Annotated in this window: 21 protein-coding genes and 1 pseudogene; 6 read left to right on the top strand and 16 right to left on the bottom strand. The window is 64.9% G+C overall.

The features are described from left to right. Nucleotides 1–19: 19 nt before the first annotated feature. Nucleotides 20–2,308 (bottom strand): CDC48 family AAA ATPase, encoded by a 2,289-nt coding sequence (locus tag U0025_RS20580; RefSeq protein WP_174320771.1) that lies wholly within the window; start codon nt 2,306–2,308, stop codon nt 20–22. A gap of 337 nt (nt 2,309–2,645) precedes the next feature. Here U0025_RS20580 and U0025_RS20575 point away from each other — a divergent pair, with 337 nt between their 5' ends. After that, entirely contained in the window at nt 2,646–3,530 is an 885-nt protein-coding gene (locus U0025_RS20575) for a LysR substrate-binding domain-containing protein (protein WP_004209412.1), read from the top strand. Between the two features lie 92 nt (nt 3,531–3,622). Then, nucleotides 3,623–4,780, top strand: a complete 1,158-nt coding sequence (locus U0025_RS20570) for a GGDEF domain-containing protein (RefSeq protein ID WP_004209411.1) — start codon at nt 3,623–3,625, stop codon at nt 4,778–4,780. Between the two features lie 21 nt (nt 4,781–4,801). Here U0025_RS20570 and U0025_RS20565 read toward each other — a convergent pair whose 3' ends face one another. Beyond that, a complete protein-coding gene (locus U0025_RS20565; RefSeq protein ID WP_004209410.1) occupies nt 4,802–5,473 on the bottom strand; it encodes a glutathione S-transferase family protein in 672 nt (223 codons plus the stop codon). Between the two features lie 152 nt (nt 5,474–5,625). Between U0025_RS20565 and acs the strand changes: the two genes are divergently transcribed. Then, nucleotides 5,626–7,569, top strand: coding sequence for an acetate--CoA ligase (gene acs, locus U0025_RS20560; RefSeq protein WP_004209409.1), 1,944 nt, complete (start codon nt 5,626–5,628; stop codon nt 7,567–7,569). Between the two features lie 118 nt (nt 7,570–7,687). Beyond that, nucleotides 7,688–8,200: a cytochrome b gene (locus U0025_RS20555; RefSeq protein ID WP_004209408.1), complete on the top strand. Its 513-nt coding sequence runs from the start codon at nt 7,688–7,690 to the stop codon at nt 8,198–8,200. Between the two features lie 133 nt (nt 8,201–8,333). Here U0025_RS20555 and U0025_RS20550 read toward each other — a convergent pair whose 3' ends face one another. Next, the gene (locus U0025_RS20550; RefSeq protein ID WP_004209407.1) at nt 8,334–9,542 is read right to left on the bottom strand and encodes a UbiH/UbiF/VisC/COQ6 family ubiquinone biosynthesis hydroxylase; all 1,209 of its coding nucleotides are present in this window, start codon (nt 9,540–9,542) and stop codon (nt 8,334–8,336) included. Between the two features lie 100 nt (nt 9,543–9,642). Continuing rightward, a complete protein-coding gene (locus U0025_RS20545; RefSeq protein WP_004209406.1) occupies nt 9,643–10,734 on the bottom strand; it encodes a branched-chain amino acid aminotransferase in 1,092 nt (363 codons plus the stop codon). A 154-nt stretch (nt 10,735–10,888) separates the two neighbouring features. Here U0025_RS20545 and U0025_RS20540 point away from each other — a divergent pair, with 154 nt between their 5' ends. Continuing rightward, a complete protein-coding gene (locus tag U0025_RS20540) occupies nt 10,889–11,914 on the top strand; it encodes a threonine aldolase family protein (RefSeq protein WP_004209405.1) in 1,026 nt (341 codons plus the stop codon). After that, a complete protein-coding gene (locus U0025_RS20535; protein WP_174320751.1) occupies nt 11,904–12,839 on the top strand; it encodes a DMT family transporter in 936 nt (311 codons plus the stop codon). The genes U0025_RS20540 and U0025_RS20535 overlap by 11 nt, the downstream gene beginning before the upstream one ends. On the opposite strand, the gene U0025_RS20530 is transcribed toward U0025_RS20535, so the two are convergent. The 12 genes and pseudogenes from U0025_RS20530 to U0025_RS20475 all read right to left on the bottom strand — a co-directional run bounded on the left by U0025_RS20530 (nt 12,829) and on the right by U0025_RS20475 (nt 21,343). After that, nucleotides 12,829–12,987, bottom strand: a complete 159-nt coding sequence (locus tag U0025_RS20530) for a hypothetical protein (protein WP_004209402.1) — start codon at nt 12,985–12,987, stop codon at nt 12,829–12,831. The two genes, U0025_RS20535 and U0025_RS20530, sit on opposite strands and share 11 nt — an antisense overlap. 77 nt (nt 12,988–13,064) lie before the next feature. Continuing rightward, nucleotides 13,065–13,880: a Rossmann-fold NAD(P)-binding domain-containing protein gene (locus U0025_RS20525; protein WP_004209401.1), complete on the bottom strand. Its 816-nt coding sequence runs from the start codon at nt 13,878–13,880 to the stop codon at nt 13,065–13,067. Between the two features lie 23 nt (nt 13,881–13,903). Beyond that, complete coding sequence (locus tag U0025_RS20520; protein ID WP_004209400.1) at nt 13,904–14,266, bottom strand: HesB/IscA family protein; 363 nt, start codon at nt 14,264–14,266, stop codon at nt 13,904–13,906. Continuing rightward, entirely contained in the window at nt 14,266–14,727 is a 462-nt protein-coding gene (locus tag U0025_RS20515; protein ID WP_004209399.1) for an SUF system Fe-S cluster assembly protein, read from the bottom strand. Before U0025_RS20515 ends, U0025_RS20520 begins: the two co-directional genes overlap by 1 nt. After that, entirely contained in the window at nt 14,724–15,929 is a 1,206-nt protein-coding gene (locus U0025_RS20510; RefSeq protein ID WP_004209397.1) for an aminotransferase class V-fold PLP-dependent enzyme, read from the bottom strand. The genes U0025_RS20515 and U0025_RS20510 overlap by 4 nt, the downstream gene beginning before the upstream one ends. Next, nucleotides 15,926–16,678: a SufD family Fe-S cluster assembly protein gene (locus tag U0025_RS20505; protein ID WP_004209396.1), complete on the bottom strand. Its 753-nt coding sequence runs from the start codon at nt 16,676–16,678 to the stop codon at nt 15,926–15,928. The genes U0025_RS20510 and U0025_RS20505 overlap by 4 nt, the downstream gene beginning before the upstream one ends. Beyond that, complete coding sequence (sufC, locus tag U0025_RS20500) at nt 16,675–17,436, bottom strand: Fe-S cluster assembly ATPase SufC (RefSeq protein WP_004209394.1); 762 nt, start codon at nt 17,434–17,436, stop codon at nt 16,675–16,677. Before sufC ends, U0025_RS20505 begins: the two co-directional genes overlap by 4 nt. A 6-nt stretch (nt 17,437–17,442) precedes the next feature. Then, on the bottom strand, nt 17,443–17,898 hold the full coding sequence (locus U0025_RS20495) for a hypothetical protein (RefSeq protein WP_004209393.1): 456 nt from the start codon (nt 17,896–17,898) through the stop codon (nt 17,443–17,445). Further along, nucleotides 17,895–18,404 carry an endonuclease domain-containing protein gene (locus U0025_RS20490; protein WP_004209392.1) on the bottom strand — a complete coding sequence of 170 codons (510 nt, stop codon included), beginning with the start codon at nt 18,402–18,404 and terminating at the stop codon, nt 17,895–17,897. Before U0025_RS20490 ends, U0025_RS20495 begins: the two co-directional genes overlap by 4 nt. Continuing rightward, a complete protein-coding gene (sufB, locus tag U0025_RS20485) occupies nt 18,401–19,885 on the bottom strand; it encodes a Fe-S cluster assembly protein SufB (protein WP_004209391.1) in 1,485 nt (494 codons plus the stop codon). Before sufB ends, U0025_RS20490 begins: the two co-directional genes overlap by 4 nt. Beyond that, nucleotides 19,882–20,292: an RrF2 family transcriptional regulator gene (locus U0025_RS20480; RefSeq protein WP_004209390.1), complete on the bottom strand. Its 411-nt coding sequence runs from the start codon at nt 20,290–20,292 to the stop codon at nt 19,882–19,884. The genes sufB and U0025_RS20480 overlap by 4 nt, the downstream gene beginning before the upstream one ends. 104 nt (nt 20,293–20,396) lie before the next feature. Continuing rightward, a pseudogene (locus U0025_RS20475) lies at nt 20,397–21,343 on the bottom strand (helix-turn-helix domain-containing protein). Nucleotides 21,344–21,588: the final 245 nt, after the last annotated feature.

Genomic DNA, 21,588 nt, shown 5'->3' with positions numbered 1-21,588 from the left:
CGCGCGTATCCCAAGTCCATCAGCGTTCGCGGGCGCGCAGCATGCCGGGCGCAATGAAGCCGATCGGATCGACCTGCATCGCGCTCTGCTTCAAGGTCGCCTGGATCTGCTCATATTCCCGCTCCATTTCCGGCGTGACCGAGGCGCGGGTTTCCTCCAGTGCCGCCTCGAAATGGGCCATGGTGACGGCTTCGACCCGCAGCGACTGGCGCAGCGCGATGAGGCCCGCCCGGCGGGACAGATCCTCCAGATCCGCACCGGTGAACCGCTCCGTCCGGGCCGCCAGCTGATCCAGATCGACGTCGGACGCCAGCGGCATCTTCTTGGTATGGATCGCCAGGATGCGCTTGCGTCCGGCCTGGTCGGGCACCGGCACATAGATGAGTTCGTCGAAGCGGCCAGGGCGCAGCAGCGCCGGATCGACCAAAGTCGGCCGGTTGGTAGCGCCGATGACGACCACCGACTGCAATTCCTCCAGCCCGTCCATTTCGGCGAGGATGGTGTTGACCACCCGCTCCGTCACCGCCGGCTCGCCCAGGCCACCGCCACGGGCGGGGACCAGGCTGTCCAGTTCGTCGATGAAGATGACGGTCGGCGCCACCTGTCGCGCGCGGGCGAACAGGCGGGCGATCTGCTGCTCGCTCTCGCCATACCATTTGGACAGCAGGTCGCTCGACTTGGTGGCGATGAAATTGGCCTGCGCCTCACGCGCGACCGCCTTGGCCAGCAAGGTCTTGCCGGTGCCCGGCGGACCATAGAGGAGGAAGCCCTTGGCCGGGCGGATGCCCAGGCGCCGGAAGGCGTCGGGATCCTTGAGCGGCAGTTCGACCCCTTCCTTGAGGCGCATCTGCGCATCGTCGAGGCCGCCAATGTCGGCCCAGCCGATATTGGGCGCCTGCACCATCACCTCGCGCATGGCCGAGGGCTGGACCCGCTTGATCGCCGAGAGGAAATCCTCGCGCGTGACCGACAGATCCTCCAGCACGTCGGGCGGGATCGTGCCCTCCTCCAGATTGAGGCGGGGCATCAGCCGGCGCACCGTCTCGATCGCCGCCTCGCGGGTCAGCGCAGCGAGATCGGCACCGACAAAGCCATAGGTCATACGCGCCAGTTCGGCGAGATCGACCCGATCCCCCAGCGGCATGCCGCGGGTATGGATGCCCAATATCTCGCGCCGGCCGCGTTCGTCGGGGACTCCGACGACGATTTCGCGGTCGAAGCGGCCGGGCCGACGCAGCGCCTCATCGATCGCCTCGGGCCGGTTGGTGGCGGCGATGACGACCAGATTGGTGCGCGGCTCCAGCCCGTCCATCAAGGTCAAAAGCTGGGCAACCAGGCGCTTTTCCGTCTCGCCGGTGACCTGGCCGCGCTTGGGCGCGATCGAGTCGATCTCGTCGATGAAGAGGATGGAGGGTGCCGCCTTGGCCGCTTCCTCGAAAATGTCGCGCAGCTTCTTTTCCGACTCGCCATAGGCCGAGCCCATGATCTCGGGTCCGTTGATGAGGAAGAATTCGGCTTCCGATTCATTGGCGACGGCGCGGGCGAGCCGGGTCTTGCCGGTGCCCGGCGGGCCATGGAGCATCACCCCCTTGGGCGGATCGACGCCCAGCCGCTCGAACAATTCGGGATAGCGCAGCGGCAGCTCGACCATCTCGCGCAACTGGTCGATCGTTTCCGCCATGCCGCCGACATCATCATAGGTGACATCGGCGCGGCGGGAATCGCGCGGCTCCTCATATTCGGCGCGCAACTCCACCTCGGTCTCGGCATCGATATGGACGATGCCCTTGGGCACGGTCGACACCACGATCAGGCGGATTTCCTGCAGCGCATAGGCCGGCGCCGCCAGCATCTGGCGCAGATGGGGTGGCATGTCGCCGGGCGGCACCTGTTGCTGGCCAGCGGTGGCGACGACATCGCCCGCGACAAGGGGGCGTTGAAAGAAAACCCGCTTCAACGCATCGGGATTGCCCTGGAGCCGGAGATTATTTTGTGCAGGCGCGAACACGACGCGCTGGGCCGGACGCGGATCGATCTTGCGCAACTGGACGAAGTCGCCCGAGCCGACGCCGGCATTGGCGCGCTGCAAACCATCGAGGCGCAGCACGTCCAGACCTTCGTCTTCCTTATAGGGGCGCACCACCCGTGCCGGAGTCGATCGCTTGCCGACAATCTCGACAACATCGCCTTCGGCCAGTTGCAATTCGGCCATTACCGTCAGCGGAAGCCGCGCCAAACCGCGCCCGGCATCCTCCGGCCGCGCATTGGCGACCTGAATCCTGCGTCCGCTGCTGTCCTGATCGGCCATGGTCATCCCCGTCCTTTTGGTTGCGAAACGAAGATAGGTAACGCCGGGGGTGAGGGAAAGGGGCCGTGCTTCGTTATGCACGGAACAAAAAAAGGGCCAGCGCAAGCGCCAGCCCGGAAAGTTTATAGGAGAGGATGCCTGAAAGGCCTTTCCTATGTGCGCTGCAGCAGGTAATTTTGCAAGTGCGAAAAAAATCGGGTGGTTGCAATTTTTGCATCTTGCCATTTGCCGCGTTTTCCTGCTCATTGCAGGTCAGGATGCTTGAACCGGGGAAGCGCGCCGTTCGATAATGACAGATGATGCGACGCAGCGGACCGGCTTATAGAATTTGACGATTATGCGCAGATTGCCGCCTCTTACGGCCCTGGAGGCCTTTGTTCAGGTTGCCCGCCTTGGCTCGGTCAAGGCGGCTGCCGAGGAACTCGCTTTGTCGACGCCGGCGCTGAGCCGCCGCGTCCAGGCGCTGGAGCGGTTCATCGGACGCCCGCTGTTCGACCGCAAGCATCAGGCGCTGGAGATCAATTCCGAGGGGCAGCGGCTGCTCGACGACATCGCCCCGGCGCTGGATTCGCTCAGCCAGGCACTGGAGAATATCCAGAGCGGCGGCAATCAGCTGCGCCTGCGGCTGGCGGTCATGCCGCTGTTCGCGACGCAGCGCCTGTTCCCACATCTGGGCCGGCTGCGCCAGCAGCACCCGCAGCTGCATATCGACATCGAAACGACGCCCCATGCGGTCGCGCGGCTGGGCGAAGGACTGGATGCGGCGATCGTGCTGGCCAGCAAGGATATCGACCCGGCGCTCTATGCCTATGAGCTGGACCATGAACAGGTCTATCTGATCGGCCGCCGCGAAATGGTGGAAGGCCCCAATGCGCTGGCGTCGCCCAGCGAACTGGCGCAACAGACGATCCTGCTGCATCGCGACATGGCCCTGTCCTTCGACGCGTGGAAGGATGTGGCGGGCATTCCCGACCTGCAGCCGCTGGCGATCGACAATTATGATTCGGGCCAGCTGATGCTGGAAGCCGCCGCCCAGGGACTGGGCGTGGCGGTCATGCATGCCAGCCATTTCGAACAGTCGGGTGATCCCCGGCTGATCCGGCTGTTCCCCAACATCCGCTGCGACAGCCCCTATCGCTATTATTTCGTCTGTCGCCCGCGCGCTTTGCAGACCCGGTCGGTGCGCATCTTCCGCGACTGGCTGGTGGCAGCAAATATCTGAACTTGCGTAGAAAATTTGTCACTGATTGAAGTTCCTGCGACTTTTGCCGAGCGCCCCCTTAACCTTGATCGGGCGCCTCCGTTATAAGCGGCATGACTGGGGCATCCACATCCACCGCCGGCTCGCACCATGGGCTGACCGACCGCCTTTCCCGCTGGGCCCGTGGCCTGTCCGGCAAGCCGGACGAACCGCAGGTGGAGAGCGAGCCGCGCGCGCGCGCCGGCAGCGCGGCCAGCCGCGAGATCAATCGCCGTCGTCGCCTCTATGAGGAGATTGGCGAATTTCTGTTCGCCCATGATCTGGACCTGACGCCGCTCAATTTCGGCGTGGCGCTCGACTATCTGACCGGGGCCAGCATCGGCGTGGAAAAGGCGGTGCAGGCAGTGCTGATGGAGCGCGGCAAGATCAGCAACGCCTGGATGGAATCGCTCGCCGCCAGCCAGCGCGCGGACGAGGTGACGCCCGACGCGCTCGCCTCCATGCTCGACAAGGTCGAGGAAAATCTGGACGAATTCACCGGGCTGATGACCGAATCCCGCAATTCGGCCAAGGATTATGGCGCGGCATTGCAGGAACAGGCCAAGGGCCTGGCCGCCGGCGCGGACAATGAGCCGATCCTGGCGCGGCTGGTCAGCCTGACCCGGTCGATGGTGGAAAAGACCCGCCAGGTCGAAACCCAGCTGCGCGAGAACCAGAAGCAGACCCAGGCGCTGAAATCGAGCCTGGAGACCGCGCGTCGCGCCGCCGAGCATGACCATCTGACCGGCCTGCCCAATCGCCGCGCCTTCGAGGGCGTGCTGCGGGAGGAGTTGAAGCTGGCGAAGGAAGGCGACGAGCAATTGTCGGTCGCCTTCTGCGACATCGACCATTTCAAGCTGGTCAACGACACCCATGGCCATGAGACCGGCGACCGGGTGCTGAAATTCGTCGCCGGGCTGCTGGCCAAGGCGTCCGATGACCGCTGCCATGTCGCCCGCCATGGCGGCGAGGAGTTCGTCATGCTGTTTCGCGGCAAGACGGCGGCCGAGACCTGTGAGGCAGTCGACGCAGTGCGCGAGGATCTGGCCAATCGCAGCCTGGTCAACCGCACCAATGGCGAGCGGATGGAGCGGGTGAGCTTTTCCGCCGGCGTTGCCAATGTCCTGGCCTATGACGACCCGCGCGCGGCGCTGAAGGCCGCCGACCGGGCGCTCTACCTGGCCAAGGAACATGGCCGCAACCGTGTCTATCTGGCGGCCGAGGCAGACTAAACCGCGTCGTGCCCGTGCCCTTTAGAAATCCGGCTTTTCATAATGGGTCGGCGGGGTGATGACTTCCATCCGTTCGGACAAGAGCGGGCGGAAGGAGGGGCGTGACTTGAAGCCGGCATACCAGCGCTTGACCGGTTCATGCCCGGCCCAGTCGATGCCGCCCAGATAATCCGCCACCGACAGATGCGCCGCCGCCGCGATATCGGCAAGGCTGAGCGTGCCGCCGGCCATCCAGCTGCGATGGTCGAGCAGATAATCCATATAGTCCATATGGACGTTGGCCCGGCGCATCGCTTCGCGCAGGACGCGGGCGTCGGGCGAGACGCGCTCGATCAGCCGCTTCTTCATCCGCTCATGCAGCAGCGGGCCGACGACATCGCCGTAGAAATTCTGGTCGAAGAAGGCGGTCAGGCGCCGCACTTCCGCGCGCCCGGCAGCCGTGCCCGAGATCAGCGGAAATTTTTCGACCGTTTCCTCGAAATATTCGCAGATCGCCTGGCTGTCGATCAGGGTGACGCCCTTTTCCTGGTCGACGACCACCGGGGTGGTGCCGGCCGGATTGAGATCCAGAAACTCGTCGCGCATTTCCCAGGGAGATTCGCGCACCAGATCATAGCCGATGCCTTTCTCGCCAAGCAGCAGACGGACCTTGCGGGAGAAGGGACAGAGCGGGAATTGGAAAAGTTGCCACATATGATCTTCTGTTAGGCCGGGGCCGCGCGCCGGGAAAGGCGCAAAAACACAGAAACGCGGCGAAACGCGCATCGCCCCTTTAAGTCGTGCTGCGCGCCTCCTACAACCTGCTGCAAGCGCATGGAATTTAGCGCACAGGAAAGGATAGCTGGATGTCTGACGATTTCTTCCCGGTTCCCTCCCAATGGGCCGCCCAGGCCCTGTTGGACCGGGAAGGCCGCGCGGCCGATTATGCACGCTCGATCGAGGACGCCGACGCCTATTGGCTGGAGCGGGCGCAGCGGCTGGACTGGATCACGCCGCCGACCAAGGCCGATGAAAGCAGCTTCCATGAGGCGGATTTCGGCGTCAAATGGTTCGCCGACGGCGAACTGAACGTCAGCGCCAACTGCATCGACCGGCATCTGGCCGAACGCGGCGACCAGATCGCGATCATCTGGGAACCCGACAGTCCGGACGCCGACGTGCGACGCTACACCTACAAGCAGGTGCATGAGGAAGTCTGCCGCCTCGCCAATGTGCTGAAGGACGCAGGCGCGCGGAAGGGCGACCGCATCACCGTCTATATGCCGATGATCCCCGAGGCAGCCTTTGCCCTGCTCGCCTGCGCGCGGATCGGGGCGATCCACAGTGTCGTGTTCGGCGGCTTTTCGCCCGAGGCGCTGGCCGGACGCCTGGTCGATTGCGATTCGACCATCGTCATCACCGCCGACGAAGGCCGACGCGCGGGCAAGACCGTGCCGCTGAAGGCCAATGTCGACGCCGCGCTGGCCGAGGCACCCTGCGTCAACAAGGTCGTCGTCGTGCAGGCGACCGGTGGCGCGGTGCAGATGCGGGAGGGGCGCGACATCTGGCTGCATGAGGCCGCGGCGCAGGTATCGGCCGACTGCCCGCCCGAACCGATGAATGCGGAAGACCCGCTGTTCATCCTCTACACCTCAGGCTCGACCGGCAAGCCCAAGGGCGTGCTGCACACCAGCGGCGGCTATCTGCTGTGGGCCAGCCTGACCCATGAACTGTGCTTCGACTATCGGCCCGGCGACGTCTGGTGGTGCGCGGCCGACATCGGCTGGGTCACGGGCCACAGCTATATCGTCTACGGTCCGCTGGCGAACGGCGCGACGACCCTGATGTATGAGGGCGTGCCCAACTGGCCGACCCCGGCGCGCATCTGGGAAGTGGTCGACAAGCATCAGGTCCACACCATCTTCACCGCCCCCACGGCGCTGCGCGCGCTGATGAAGGAGGGTGACGATTATGTGCATTCGACCAGCCGCGCCTCGCTGCGCGTGCTGGGCACGGTCGGCGAACCGATCAATCCGGAAGCCTGGCGCTGGTATCATAGCGTGATCGGCGAAGGCCGCTGCCCGATCATCGATACCTGGTGGCAGACCGAGACCGGCGGCGCGATGATCGCGCCGATGCCCGGCGCCACCGACCTGAAGCCCGGCAGCGCCACCCTGCCAATGCCCGGCGTCATTCCCCAGATATTGGATGGCGACGGCGCGGTGCAGGAGGGCGCGACCGAAGGCAATCTGGTGATCGCGGGCAGCTGGCCGGGCCAGATGCGCACGGTGTGGGGCGACCATGACCGCTTCTTCCAGACCTATTTCACCACCTTTCCCGGCAAATATACCACCGGCGACGGCGCGCGACGTGACGCCGACGGCTATTACTGGATCACCGGCCGGGTCGACGATGTCATCAACGTGTCGGGCCACCGCATGGGCACGGCCGAGGTCGAGAGCGCGCTGGTGCTGCATGAAAGCGTCGCCGAGGCGGCGGTGGTCGGCTTCCCGCACGACATCAAGGGCCAGGGCATCTATGCCTATGTCACGCTGAACGCGAACGAGGAGCCGAGCGACGATTTGCGCAAGGATCTGGTGAAATGGGTGCGGACCGAGATCGGCCCGATCGCCACGCCCGACGCGATCCAGTTCGCGCCCGGCCTGCCCAAGACCCGTTCGGGCAAGATCATGCGCCGCATCCTGCGCAAGATCGCCGAGGGCGAAGTGTCCGCGCAGGCGCTGGGGGACGTTAGTACACTTGCCGACCCGTCGGTTGTGGATAATCTGGTCGCCAATCGTCAGGGATAAAAGACACGCCGGATAAGGACCTTATCGCCACCGTGCGTATCCTTTCGACATAGCTGGGCCGTGCGGGCGGGGTAGCGCGCGCAGGGCCCAGGCGAGACTTCCGTAAAAGGAGCAGCCCATGGCCCGTTACACGTCCGTCGCCCGCCTGTTGCACTGGATCATCGCGATCCTGATCCTGGTCAATCTGTGGCTGGGCTTTGCCCATGACAGCCTGCCCAGGGAATGGAAGGTGATGCCGGTCCACAAGTCGATCGGCCTCACTGTGCTGGCGCTGACGATCCTGCGCATCGTCTGGCGGCTGGGGCACAAGCCGCCGGCGCTGCCGGCCGCGATGCCGGGCTGGGAGAAGCTGGCCGCCAACCTCACCCATATCGCCTTCTACGCCTTCATGCTGATCGTGCCGCTGTCCGGCTGGATCATGTCGTCGGCGGGCGAGCGGCCCCTGAACTGGTTCTTCCTGTTCGACGTGCCGAAATTCGGCGTGGCCAAGGGCGATGCGATCGTCGGCATCTCGCACGAGGCGCATGAGCTGATCCCCTGGCTGTGGAGCGCGCTCATCATCGTCCACATATTGGCGGCGCTGCGCCATCATTTCATGCTGAAGGACGGGGTGCTGCGGCGGATGCTGTGATCTCCCTCTAACGTCATGCTGAACTTGTTTCAGCATCCATCAGGTCCGACTGGCGGTTGGCCTGCTGGGAGAAATGGACCCTGAAACAGTTCAGGGTGACGATGATGGTTAAGCGACTATGCTCGCCTGCCCCCTACACCATCTCGCCGGCGAGCAGGCGCGGGAGGGCGCCGGACTGGCCGCGGGCTTCGGCCATGAAGCGGTTCTTGAGCGGGCTGGTGCGCTGCACGGCGGCAAGGCCGGCGCGGCGGACCAGCGAGGGCAGCTTGCCGGGAATGTCGAACAGGCGAACCAGGCCATCCATCGCGACGCTGGTCATCATCGTATCGAGCCCGCGCCAGCGCTGATAGCGGGCGAGCAGTTGCGCATCGCCCGGATCGAGGCCAAGGCGCATGCCTTCGACCAATACCTCGACCAGGGCCGCCACATCGCGGAAGCCGAGATTGAGCCCCTGGCCGGCGATCGGGTGGATGGCATGGGCGCTGTCGCCAACCAGCGCGAGGCGGGTGTCGGTGATGCGCGCGGCATGGTGGAAGCCGAGCGGGTAGGGGGAGCGCGGGCCGGCCAGGCTGATCTCGCCCAGGAAGCCGCCGATGCGCTTCTGCATTTCGGCGAGCCAGGCGCGTTCCGACAGCTTGAGCATCGCCGGCGCCTGATCGGTGGGCACGGTCCAGACCACGGCGGATCGGGTGCCCGGCAGCATCGGCAGCAGCGCGAGCGGACCGCCGACATAGAAGATTTCATAGGCGGTGTTGGCGTGCGGCACTTCATGGTCGATCGCGGTGACCATGGCGGTGTGCTTATACTGCCAACGGGTGGTGTTGATGCCCGCCGCCTCGCGCGTGGGGCTGTTGCGCCCTTCCGCCGCGACCAGCAGTGCGCCGTGGATCGTCGCGCCGTTCTGGAGCGTCAGGGTGACGCCATCGGCATTGCGATCGACATGGACGGCGCGATCGGGCTGGAAGATAGTGAGGTTTTCGACCTCGGCGGCGGTCTGCGCCAGCGCGACGCGCAGGTCGCGATTGGGGAACATCGTCCCCATCACGCCATCATCCGCGTCCGGCACGAAGTCGAGCGCGCCCGGCTCCAGCCCGTCGCTGACCCAGATACGGTCGATCGGGCAGCCCTTGCCCTCCAGATGCTTGCCAACGCCGATCGCCTGAAGCATCGCGAAGCTGGTCGAGCTGATCGCCGAAACGCGACCGTCGAAACCGGCGGCCGTGGCCTGCACGGGGTCGGCCGGATCGATCACGGCGCATTGCACGCCATGGCGCGAAAGAGCGATGCCCAGGGTGAGGCCAACCAGGCCCCCGCCAAGAATGACGACGTCGAAGCGTTGCATGGGCATCTGTCTAGGCGCTTGAAGGCACTTTGAAAAGCATCGCCCCCGCTTTCGGGGTGAAAGCGGGGGCGACATTTTGTCTCAGGTGAGCGGCTCTAAATCAAAGCGTGCGGACCCAGCCGGCCGGATCGGCCACGCTACCGCGCTGAATGCCGGTCAGTTCGGCGCGCAGGCTTTCGGTGACCAGGCCGCCATCGCCATTGCCGACGGTGAAATCGCCGTCGGTGCTCTTGACCGTGCCGATCGCCGTGACGACGGCGGCGGTGCCGCAGGCGAACGCCTCGCGCAGCTTGCCGCTGGCGGCGTCGGCGCGCCACTGGGCGAAGCTGTAGGGCTCCTCGCGCACCTCATGCCCCTTGGCGCGGGCCAGGCTGATGATCGAGTTGCGGGTGATGCCGGGCAGGATGGTGCCGGTCAGCGGCGGGGTGACGATCGAGCCGTCATCCATCACGAAGAAGACGTTCATGCCGCCCAGTTCCTCGACCCACTTGTTCTCGGCGGCGTCGAGGAAGACGACCTGGTCGCAACCATGCTTGATCGCTTCCTTCTGCGCGACCAGCGATGCGGCGTAGTTGCCGCCGCACTTGGCAGCGCCGGTGCCGCCGCGCGCGGCGCGGGTATAATGTTCCGACACCCACAGGGTCACGGCCTTCTTGCCGCCCTTGAAATAGGCTCCGGCGGGCGAGGCGATGACGCAGAAAATATATTCGTTCGACGGGCGCACACCCAGGAAGGCTTCGCTGGCGAACAGGAAGGGGCGCAGATAGAGGCTGCCCTCACCCGACGGAATCCAGTCCGCGTCGATCTTCACCAGCTGCTCGACCGCTTCGAGGAACATGTCTTCCGGGATCGCCGGCATCGCCATGCGTTCGGCGGACTCGGCGAAGCGGCGGGCATTTTCCTCCGGCCGGAACATGGCGACGCTGCCGTCGGCCAGGCGATAGGCCTTCATGCCTTCGAAGATTTCCTGGGCATAATGGAGCACGGCGCAGGCGGGATCGAGCTGGAACGGCTCGCGCGGGCCGACGCTGTGACTGTGCCAGCCCTGCCCCTCGGTATAGCGGATGGTGACCATATGGTCGGTGAAGAGCCGGCCGAAGCCCGGATCCTCCAGAAGTACCGCGCGCGCGTCCGCCGCCACAGCCTTGCTGCTGGGGGTAACGGTAAAGCGCGACTTCTGTTCGACGTCCATGGTGAGTCTCCTTATGCGTTGGACGGGGGCGCCTATGTCACATCCGGCCCCGCGAAACAATTGGTCATATATACTGACCAATTTTGGAATAAAGAGCCAAGGCGCCGTCGCTGGCCTCTTCCCGTCCCAGCGCGCGCCCTGTATCGCATGCGCCATGCACTTCTTTTCGGACAATGCCACCCCGATCTGCCCCCAGGTGATGGCCGCCATCGCCGGCGCAGACCATGCCGACCATGGCTATGACGGCGACGCGTGGAGCGCGCGGCTGGACGGCGCCTTTTCCGACCTGTTCGAGACGCCGGTGAAGGCGCAATGGATCGCCACCGGCACGGCGGCGAACAGCATCGCGCTCGCCTGTCTGTGCCCGCCCTATGGCGGGGTGATCTGCCATGAGGAAGCGCATATCGTCGTCGACGAATGCGGCGCGCCGGGCTTCTACACCCATGGCGCCAGCCTGATGGCGCTGCCCGGCGTCGGCGCCAAGCTGTTGCCCGATGTCGTGGAGGCGAGGCTCAAGGCCATCCGCCCCGACGTGCATCAGGTGCCGGCACGGGCGATCAGCATCACCAATGCGACCGAATATGGCATGGTCTATACGCCGGACGAGGTCGCGGCGCTGGGCGAGATCGCGAAAGCGAATGGGCTGGGCTTCCACATGGACGGCGCGCGCTTTGCCAATGCGGTGGCGCATCTGGGCTGCGCGCCGGCCGACGTCACCTGGCGCGCGGGGATCGACATCATCTCCTTCGGCTGCGTCAAGAATGGCGGCATGGTGGGCGAGGCGCTTCTGTTCTTCGGCCCCGAACGCGAGGCGCGGGCAGCGGAAGCGGCGCGCTGGCGCAAGCGGGCCGGCCATCTCTTTTCCAAGGGGCGCTACCTCGCCGCGCAGATATTGGCGATGGTCGAGGACGGACTGTGGCTGGACAATGCCCGCGCCGCCAATGGCGCAGCGCAGGTGCTGGCGCAGGCCGCGGCCGGGCGACTGATGCATCCGGTGGAGGCCAACGAGCTGTTCGTCTGGCTGACCCCGGCGGAAGCGGCGACGCTGCGCGCGCAGGGCTTCGATTTCTATGACTGGGGCGAGGGCGCGGCGCGGCTGGTGACCAACTGGTCGCAGGATGCGCAGAGCGTCGCGCCGCTGGCCCACGCGATCCGGGCCTTGGGGCATCATGACGCCTGACGACAGGGCACGGCGCGGGATGGAGCGGGGCGGGATGGAGCGCGGCGGCATCGCCCTACCCTTCATACTCGTCACCCTGATCTGGAGTTCGACCTGGATCGTGATCCGCGACCAGTTGGGCAGCGTGCCCGCAAGCTGGTCGGTCTGCTATCGCTTCCTGCTGGCGGGGCTTGCAATGGCCGCGTTCGCGCGGATGCGCGGCGTGTCGCTCAATATCGGGCGGAGCGGCCTGGTCTTTGCCGCGCTGCTGGGCACGGCGCAGTTCGTGCTCAATTTCAACTTCGTCTATCGCGCCGAAGTCTATCTGACGTCGGGCGTGGTGGCGGTGGTCTATGCGATGCTGCTGATCCCCAACAGCATCCTGGCCTGGATCTTCCATCGCCAGCCGGTCAGCCGCGCCTTCATCGGCGGATCGGTGATCGCGACGGCGGGCATCGCCATGATGCTGGTGCATGAATATCGCTTTGCCGGGATCGACCCGGACAAGGTGGTGCTGGGCGCGGCCTTTGCCTGTGCCGGTCTGATGAGCGCATCGACCGCCAACGTGATGCAGGGCATGGACATCGCCCGCCGGCTGCCGATGATCGCAGTGCTGGCCTGGGCAATGCTGATCGGCGCGGGAATCGACGCCGCCTTTGCCTGGATCACCACCGGGCCGCCGGTGATCGAGCCGCGGATCGGCTATCTGCTGGGCATAGGATGGCTGGCGCTGGCGGGATCGGTCGTCACCTTCCCGCTCTATTTCGGGCTGATCCAGCGCATGGGCGCGGGTCGGGCCGCCTATACCAGCGTACTGATCCCGGTAATCGCGATGCTGATCTCCACGATGATGGAGGGCTATCGCTGGAGCGGGCTGGCCGTGCCGGGCGCGCTGCTGGCGATCGCCGGTATGGTGATCGCGCTGCGGGCGAAAACTAGAGCCTGACGCCGCCGGGCTGATAGCGCAGCTTGGCCATGTTGAGGCGGGCGATCAGGCTGCTGAGCGATTCCGGTGCAGGGGCCGCGCGATCGGGCACGGACATGGCGTTGATGCGGTCACCGAGCGTGGAAACAGTCTTGTCGATGCTGGTCATGACACACCCTTGTTGATGCGGTCATCCCGCTTTCGGCGCACGCTGGTTAACGGGGCGTAAACCATGCGACGAACCGATCAGCAAGGCTGATTTTCTTCCACAAGACAGGCCCTTAGACCTTCGACATGGGTGGGGTAAAGAGGTTTCCAGCCGAGCAGCCGACGCGCCCGGCCATTGGCGACGCGGCGGTTTTCGGCATAGAAGGCCAGCGCCTGGGGCGAGAGGTCCGCCTGTTCCAGCGACAGCAACGGCGGTAGCGGCTGGCCCAGCAGTTCGCAGGCGGTGGCGATCACATCATTCTGGGCGCAGGGCCGGTCGTCGGCCAGATTATAGGCGCCGGGCGGGCCGTCAAAGGCGGCGATGATGCCGCCGACGATATCGTCGACATGGACGCGGCTGAATATCTGTCCGGGCAGGGCGATGCGGTGCGCCTTGCCGGCCCGGACGCGATCGAGCGCCGAGCGGCCGGGACCATAGATGCCGGGCAGGCGGAAGCGACGGACATCGGGCCGCAAGGCGCCCCAGGCGAGATCGGCGCGGGCGCGGGCGGTGCGGCGCCCCTGCCCCACAGGGCTCGCCTCATCGACCCAGGCGCCGGCTGCATCGCCATAGACGCCAGTCGAGGAGAGATAGCCGACCCAGAGCGCCGGCGCGGCGGCGATCGCGGCGCCATAGCGGGTAAGGACGGGATCCTCCTCGCCCTCGGGCGGGACGGAGGAGAGGATATGAGTGGCGCCGGCGATGGCGGCGCGGACGGCCGGTTCATCATCGAAGGCGATCGCCTGGGCATCGGCGCTGCGGCGGACGCCGGTGACCTGCCAGCCCTCGGCGCGCAGCCGGGCGGCGAGGCGGGAGGCGCTATAGCCCATGCCGAGGATCAGCATGTGCAGCATCGGCGCCCTCCCCTGAACTGGTATCAGACCGTGAAGCTCTCGCCGCAGCCGCAGCTGCCCTTGGCGTTGGGATTGGCAAAGACGAAGCCGGCGGTGAAATCATCCTCGACCCAGTTCATGGTCGAACCGATGAGATAGAGGACCGAGGCACCGTCAATGTAAAGGACACCGCCGGGGGTCTCGATCTTCTCGTCGAACTTGGCCTCTTCGGTCACATAGTCGACCGAATAGGCAAGGCCCGAGCAGCCGCGCTTGGGGGTCGAGAGCTTGACCCCGATCGCGCCTTCGGGTGCCTGCGCCATCAGTTCGGCGATGCGGCCTTCCGCGCTGGGCGTCAGCATGACGGCGGCGGGACGGGCACGGGGCTTGGTGGTCGTCTCGGTCATCAGAGCATTCCCAGTTCGAGCTTGGCTTCGTCCGACATCTTGCCCGGATCCCATGGCGGATCCCAGACCAGGTTCACCTCGATATCGCCGACGCCCGGCACCGCGCCGACGCGCAGTTCGACCTCGCCAGGCATGGATTCGGCGACCGGGCAGTGCGGCGTGGTCAGCGTCATGGTGACGACGGCATGGCCATCGCTGGTGACGTCGACGCCGTAGATGAGGCCGAGATCATAGATGTTGACCGGGATTTCGGGGTCGAAGATTTCCTTCAGCGCATCGATGATGCCATCATAGAGATCGCCGCCCGGCTCGCCGGCCGCGACTTCGCTGGGCTTCTGCGCCAGGAAACCGTCGAGATAGTCGCGCTGGCGCGGAGCGGCCTCCGCCTCTTCCACGCGCGCCTTGGGCGGGGTTTCCACCGCGTCGACTTCTTCCACCATGAACTTCTTTTCCTCGGTCATCCGAAGATCTTCCTTACCCGTTCGATACCCTTGACCAGCGCATCCACGTCGCTGTCGTCGCTATAGATGCCGAAACTGGCCCGTGCGGTCGCCTCGACGCCCAGATGCCGCATCAGCGGCTGGGCGCAATGATGGCCGGCGCGGATCGCGACACCCGTTTCATCCAATATGGTGCCGACATCGTGCGGATGCACCCCCTCCACCTCGAAAGAAAGGATACCGGCGGAATCTTCCGGGCCAAAGACGCGCACGCTGTTGATCTGGCTGATCGCGGTGCGGGCCTTGGCCACCATGGCGCATTCATGGGCGTGGATGGTGTCGAGGCCGATGCCCTGGACATAGTCGATCGCCGCCGACAGGCCGACGACGCCGACGATATGCGGCGTGCCTGCCTCGAACCGGGTCGGCGCGGGGGCATAGGTCGTCTTTTCGAACGTCACCTTGTCGATCATCGACCCGCCGCCCTGATAGGGCGGCATGGCGTCGAGCAGTTCCTTGCGACCCCACAGCACGCCGATGCCGGTCGGGCCGTAAAGCTTGTGCGCGGAGAAGACGTAGAAGTCGCAGTCGAGCGCCTGCACATCGACGGCGAGGCGGGGGACCGCCTGGCAACCGTCGATCAGGATCTTGGCGCCCACCATATGGGCGATATCGGCGGCGCGGCGGCAATCGAGCACGCTGCCGAGCACGTTCGACACATGGGCGAGCGCGACCATGCGGTGCTGCGGCGTGATCATCGCGCGCATCGCGTCGAGATCGATCCGGCCATCCTGCGTCAGCGGCACCACGTCGATCTGGGCGCCGACCTTTTCAGCCACGATCTGCCAGGGGACGATATTGCTGTGATGTTCCAGGGTCGACAGCAGGATGCGGTCGCCGGCCTTCAACTGCGTGCCGGCCCAGCATTGGGCGACGAGGTTGATGCCCTCGGTCGCGCCGCGGACATAGACGATCTCGCTGTCCGACTGCGCGCCAATAAAGCCGGCGACCTTGCGCCGGGCGGCCTCATAGGCGAGCGTCATGTTTGCCGAGCGTTCATAGACGCCGCGATGCACGGTGGCATAGTCCGGGCCATAGGCGCGGGCGATCGCGTCGATCACGGCGGTCGGCTTCTGCGCGGTGGCGGCGCTGTCGAGATAATGCCAGTCGCCGACACCGGGAAAGTCGTCCCGCAGGCGCAGGCCTTGGGCGAGATCGGTCATACCAGCGTCCCCAGCTTGGCGAGCGCCGCCGCTTCGAACCGTTCGCGCAGATCGTCCTGCGCGACATCGTCGAACACGCCGGCAACGAAGGCTTTCAGCAGCAGCGTCTTGGCGGTGGCCGGGTCCATGCCGCGCGAGGCCATGTAGAAGAGCGCTTGGCGGTCCAGCTCGCCGACCGTGGCGCCATGGGCGCATTTCACGTCGTCGGCATAGATTTCCAGTTCCGGCTTGGCATTGGCCGTGGCGGTGCGGTCGAGCAGCATCGCCTTGATCGACTGGATGGCGTCGGTGCGCTGGGCATCGCGGGCGACATTGATGCTGCCCAGATAATTGCCGGTGGCATGGCTGCCCAGGATCGAGCGGACGGTCTGGCCGCTGGTCGCGTCGGGCTGGGCATGGGTGACGCTGGTGATGATCTCCAGAGTCTGCTCGCCACCGCCGATGATCGCGCCGTTCAGCTCGAAATGGCTGCCCTTGCCCAGCGTGACAGCGAAAGTGACACGTCCAAGCTTGCCGCCAATGTTGAGCAGATGGAAATCGAACCGGGCATTATCAGCGATATCAATGACATAGTCATGCACAGCGGTTGCACCATCGGCCGCGTCCTGCAGCAGATGGTCATGCGCGCTTTCGCCCTCCGCCACCGTGATCCGGGTCGCGGCCGGCACCGGCCAGGCAGCGGCGAGTGCGTCAAGATCGCTGTAACGCCAGGCTTCATCCTTGCGCGTGGGGAGAGCAAGCAGGGTCACGCCGCGGTCACCTCGGCCCCAAGCACTTCTGAATAGCCTTCGCTTTCCAGCTGCAGCGCCAGTTCCGGGCCGCCCGACTTGACGATGCGGCCGGCGGCCAGGACGTGGACGAAGTCCGGCTTCACATAGTCGAGCAGGCGCTGATAATGGGTGATCAGCAGCACCGCCTTGTCAGGCTTGCGCATGATCGCGTTGATGCCCGCGCCGACGGTCTTGAGCGCGTCGATGTCGAGGCCCGAGTCGGTTTCGTCGAGGATCGCGAGCTTGGGATCGAGGATGCCCATCTGGACCATTTCGGCGCGCTTCTTCTCACCACCGGAAAAGCCGACATTCACCGGACGCTTGAGCATCTCCATGTCGAGGCCGAGCAGGCCGGCCTTTTCCTTGGCCAGCTTGATGAACTCGCCGCCGTTCAGTTCCTTCTCGCCGCGCGCGCGGCGCTGCGAATTGAGGCTTTCGCGCAGGAACTGCAGGTTGGAGACGCCGGGGATCTCGACCGGATACTGGAAACCCAGGAACAGGCCGGCAGCGGCGCGCTCATGCGGGTCCATGGCGAACAGGTCTTCGCCCTCGAAGGTCGCGGTGCCGCCGGTCACGTCATAGTTGGGGCGGCCGCCCAGCGTGTAGGCAAGGGTCGACTTGCCGGCGCCGTTCGGCCCCATGATCGCGTGGATTTCGCCCGCGTTGATCTGGAGCGACAGGCCCTTGAGGATCGCCTTGCCGTCGATTTCGTTGGTGAGGTTCTCGATCGTCAGCATCTGTCTTTAATCCTTGTGCGCGCGCTGGAGCGTCCGCGCGGTCCAGAAGGCCATGTCGCGCACGTCGCCCGGCGCGGGGAAGAGCGTGTCGATATGGCGCTTGATCGGCATATAGGGCCACCAGTCGGCGTCCGGTTCCGGCGCGCCCTTTTCCAGCAGCGCGACGACGAATTCGCTGACCGGACCCATGCGGGCGAGGTTGGGCGCCTTCGCCTTGTGGAACGCCTTGTCGGTGCGCAGCTTCTCGGTCATCGCGACATCGCCCTTTTCCAGCGCATCGCGGCATTCGGCCTGATAGGCGTCGAGATCGCCGAAATCCTTGGCGGCGCGGGCGGCAAGTTCGCCCTCTTCCAGCTCATAATCCTCGGTCAGGATGCGGATCGCGGCGGTCCATGCCTGGCCATTGCCGACATCCTCCGCGAAATCGGCGAGGGCATCCTGGATATCGTCTTCGTCGCTCATTGATCGCTCGTCTTTTCGTTGATCTGAAAAAGCCCCTCCCCTTCAGGGGAGGGGTTGGGGTGGGGGCTAGCCCAACGATCCGGCGCCTGATCCAGCGCGCCGAGGATCGCGGCACAAACCCCTTCGATATTCCGCATCACGTCCTGGTTGGCGATGCGAATGACCTGATAACCTTGTTGTTGCAGCGCCTGATCGCGCGCCACATCGGAACCCGCAACATGGGTGTCTCCATCGACTTCCACGATCAGCGCCTTTTGCGGGCAGAGGAAGTCGACGATGAAAGGGCCGATCACGGATTGGCGGCGGAATTTATGGCCACCGATCTGGGAGCGGGACAATCTCGCCCATAGGCGCTTTTCCGGCTCGGTCGGCTCATGACGCATTTCGCGCGCGAAGCCCTTCAACTGGTCGAGACGACCAGCCGAGAGCCCCCACCCCCGGCCCCTCCCCTGAAGGGGAGGGGAGTTTAGGCGGCGTGCCTGATCCAGAGGTGTCTGATCGATCAACCGACCGAACCCTCCAGCGAAATGCCCAGCAGCTTCTGCGCTTCCACCGCGAATTCCATCGGCAGTTGCTGCAGCACTTCCTTGGCGAAGCCGTTGACGATCAGGCTGACCGCGCTTTCCTGATCCAGGCCGCGCTGCATCGCGTAGAAGAGCTGGTCGTCGCTGATCTTGCTGGTGGTCGCCTCATGCTCGATCTGAGCCGAGGGATTGCGCACCTCGATATAGGGCACGGTGTGGGCGCCGCACTGGTCGCCCAGCAGCAAGCTGTCGCACTGGGTGAAGTTGCGCACGCCTTCGGCGCCCGGCGCGACGCGGACGAGGCCGCGATAGGTGTTGTTGCTGCGGCCCGCGCTGATCCCCTTCGACACGATGGTCGAGCGGCTGCCCTTGCCATTGTGGATCATCTTGGTGCCGGTGTCGGCCTGTTGCAGATTGTTGGTGAGCGCGACCGAGTAAAATTCGCCGACGCTATTCTCGCCATTCAGCACGCAGGACGGATATTTCCAGGTGATGGCCGAACCGGTTTCAACCTGGGTCCAGCTGACCTTGCTATTGCGGCCCTGGCAGAGCGCGCGCTTGGTCACGAAATTATAGATGCCGCCCTTGCCATTCTCGTCACCGGGATACCAGTTCTGGACGGTCGAATATTTGATTTCGGCATCGTCGAGCGCGACCAGTTCCACCACGGCGGCGTGGAGCTGATTTTCATCGCGCATCGGCGCGGTGCAGCCTTCGAGATAGGAGACATAGGCGCCATCGTCCGCGACGATCAAAGTGCGTTCGAACTGGCCGGTATTTTCCGCGTTGATGCGGAAATAGGTGCTCAGCTCCATCGGGCAGCGAACACCCTTGGGAATGTAGACGAAGGTGCCGTCGGAGAAGACCGCGCAGTTCAAGGTGGCGAAATAATTGTCGTGCATCGGCACGACCTTGCCCAGCCACTTCTTTACGAGGTCCGGAAATTCGCGCACCGCTTCGCTGATCGAGCGGAAGATGACGCCAGCCTCTTCCAACTCCTTGCGGAAGGTGGTGGCGACCGAAACCGAGTCGAACACGGCGTCGACCGCAATCTTGCGGCTGCCCTTCACGCCGGCGAGCATTTCCTGCTCGGCGATGGGGATACCCAGCTTCTGATAGGTGGCGAGAATCTCCGGATCGACCTGATCCAGCGAATCCAGCTCCACCTTCTTCTTGGGCTCGGCGTAATAATAGGCGTCCTGATAGTCGATCGGCGGGACATTGAGCTTGGCCCAGTCCGGCGCTTCCATCTTCTGCCACATGGCGAAGGCCTTGAGGCGCCAGTCGAGCAACCATTGCGGCTCGTTCTTCTTGGCCGAGATGAAGCGGACCGTATCCTCGTTCAGGCCCTTGGGCGCGAAATCCTGCTCGATCGCCGACGACCAGCCATGCTCATAGGTGGAGGCGCGCTCGGCGGCCTCCAGCGCTTCCTGATTACGGACGGTGCTCACTTCTTCAGTCATGCCATTTCTCGTGTCAGGCTGGCGATGGTCACGTTCGCGAGCGCTTCGCGGATCGCGTTGTTCGCCAGATTCATGTGCGGACGGATGCGGCAATCCTGTTCCAGATTGCAGTCATGCGCCCCCTGTTCGCTGCATGCGGTCATGGCGATGGGGCCTTCGACCGCCTCCACCACGTCCGCCAGGGTGATCGTCGCGGGCGGGCGCGACAGGCGCACGCCGCCACCGGTGCCCCGGCTCGATTCGAGCAGACCCGCCGCCGACAGCCGGCTCACCAGCTTCTGCGCGGTGGGCAGCGGGATGCCGGTTTCGGCGCTGAGCGTGGTCGCGTTCATCTTGGCCGCACCGCAGTGGCGGGCGGCGGCAGACATCAGCACGACGGCATAATCGGCAAAGCTCGATAATTTCATGCGTGTTGCGAACCATTCTCAAATCGGATCGAATCAATCCGATTGGGCATGTGGTCCCACTCGCCCCCGGAATCAAGGCATTTTTGATTGGATCGAAGGGGCGATCAGCTGAGGCGGTTGAGCACCGCGACATCGCCGCCCAGCGTGCGGCGGAGCAGGGTCAGCTGGACCACGGCGGTCGGCTCGGTCTGCAGCTGGTGCGGGGTCATGCCGATGAAATGCTTGATCTCGCGGATGAAATGCGACTGATCGTAGAAGCTGCCATCGTCGCACAACGCCTGCCAGCTTTCATGATCGAGCGCGATCCGCGCGCTGCAGCGCAGGGCACGATATTTGCGGGCGAGCAGCTTGGGCGGGGCGCCATAGAGCTTGTTGGTGATGCGGGCGAGCTGGCGCGGCGACAATTCGGTCATTTCGCTCAGCACCTCGATCCGGGGCGATCCTTCGCCGATCAGCCAGCTGTCGATCGCCCGCAGGATCGCCCAGGTCGCTTCGGGCAGTGGCTTGATCCGTTCGGCGAGAAAGGACCAGGTGAGCGCGGCCATGGCGTCGCCATCCTCCATGCGCTGCAACTGGGCGAGCAGGTCGAGAAAGCCGTCGTCCCGTTCCGCCGCCAGATCGCACAGGCCATCAGCCAGCTTGTCAGCGTCGCCACCATGCAGCGCCAGCCAGCCAGCCGGCAGCAGCGACACGCCCAGCAGCCGGGTCGGGGCATCCAGTTCGAAGCGGGTTGCGCCCTGCGTGGGGCCGATCAGGCCGACCGCGGGGGGCCGCTCTGCACCGATCCATCCTGGAAATGATAGCGCCCATCGCCCCGCAGCATCAGCCGCAACTGCGCGACATCGGCGCGGGTGACGTCGGCATAATGGTCGGCCGCCACGGAAAATATGTAAAGCGAGCCGAAATAGGGCCGGACCTTTTCCGGCGGGGTAAAATAGCGCAAGCGGACCGGGCCCTGTTCGGCATCCACCGAATAGGACAATGGCCCGCGATTATCCGGTACCACCCCCCGCGCCGCACTCAGCGGCAAATCCCAATGTTGCGGCCCCATAGTTTCACCCCAATGGCGGCATTATGAGCGCGGCCAACGACCGTGCAAGAGCCATGACGTCACCATGACGATTTTTCGCCACAGCGTTGCAACAAAAAAATGACCCGGCAGCTTTCACTGCCGGGTCAGGAAAAGGTCTCATCAGCCAAAATGGCCTAGAGCCTTCGGGTCGCAAGACGGCTTTAAGCCCGAATCGGTGGAAGATTATTGGACAGATCGGACATCTGACGACCGAAAAGGATCGC

Source organism: Sphingobium yanoikuyae (genome assembly GCF_034424525.1).
Classification (GTDB): domain Bacteria; phylum Pseudomonadota; class Alphaproteobacteria; order Sphingomonadales; family Sphingomonadaceae; genus Sphingobium; species Sphingobium yanoikuyae.
Note: the sequence above shows the minus strand (reverse complement) of the source record. Positions and strands in the feature narration are given on the sequence as shown.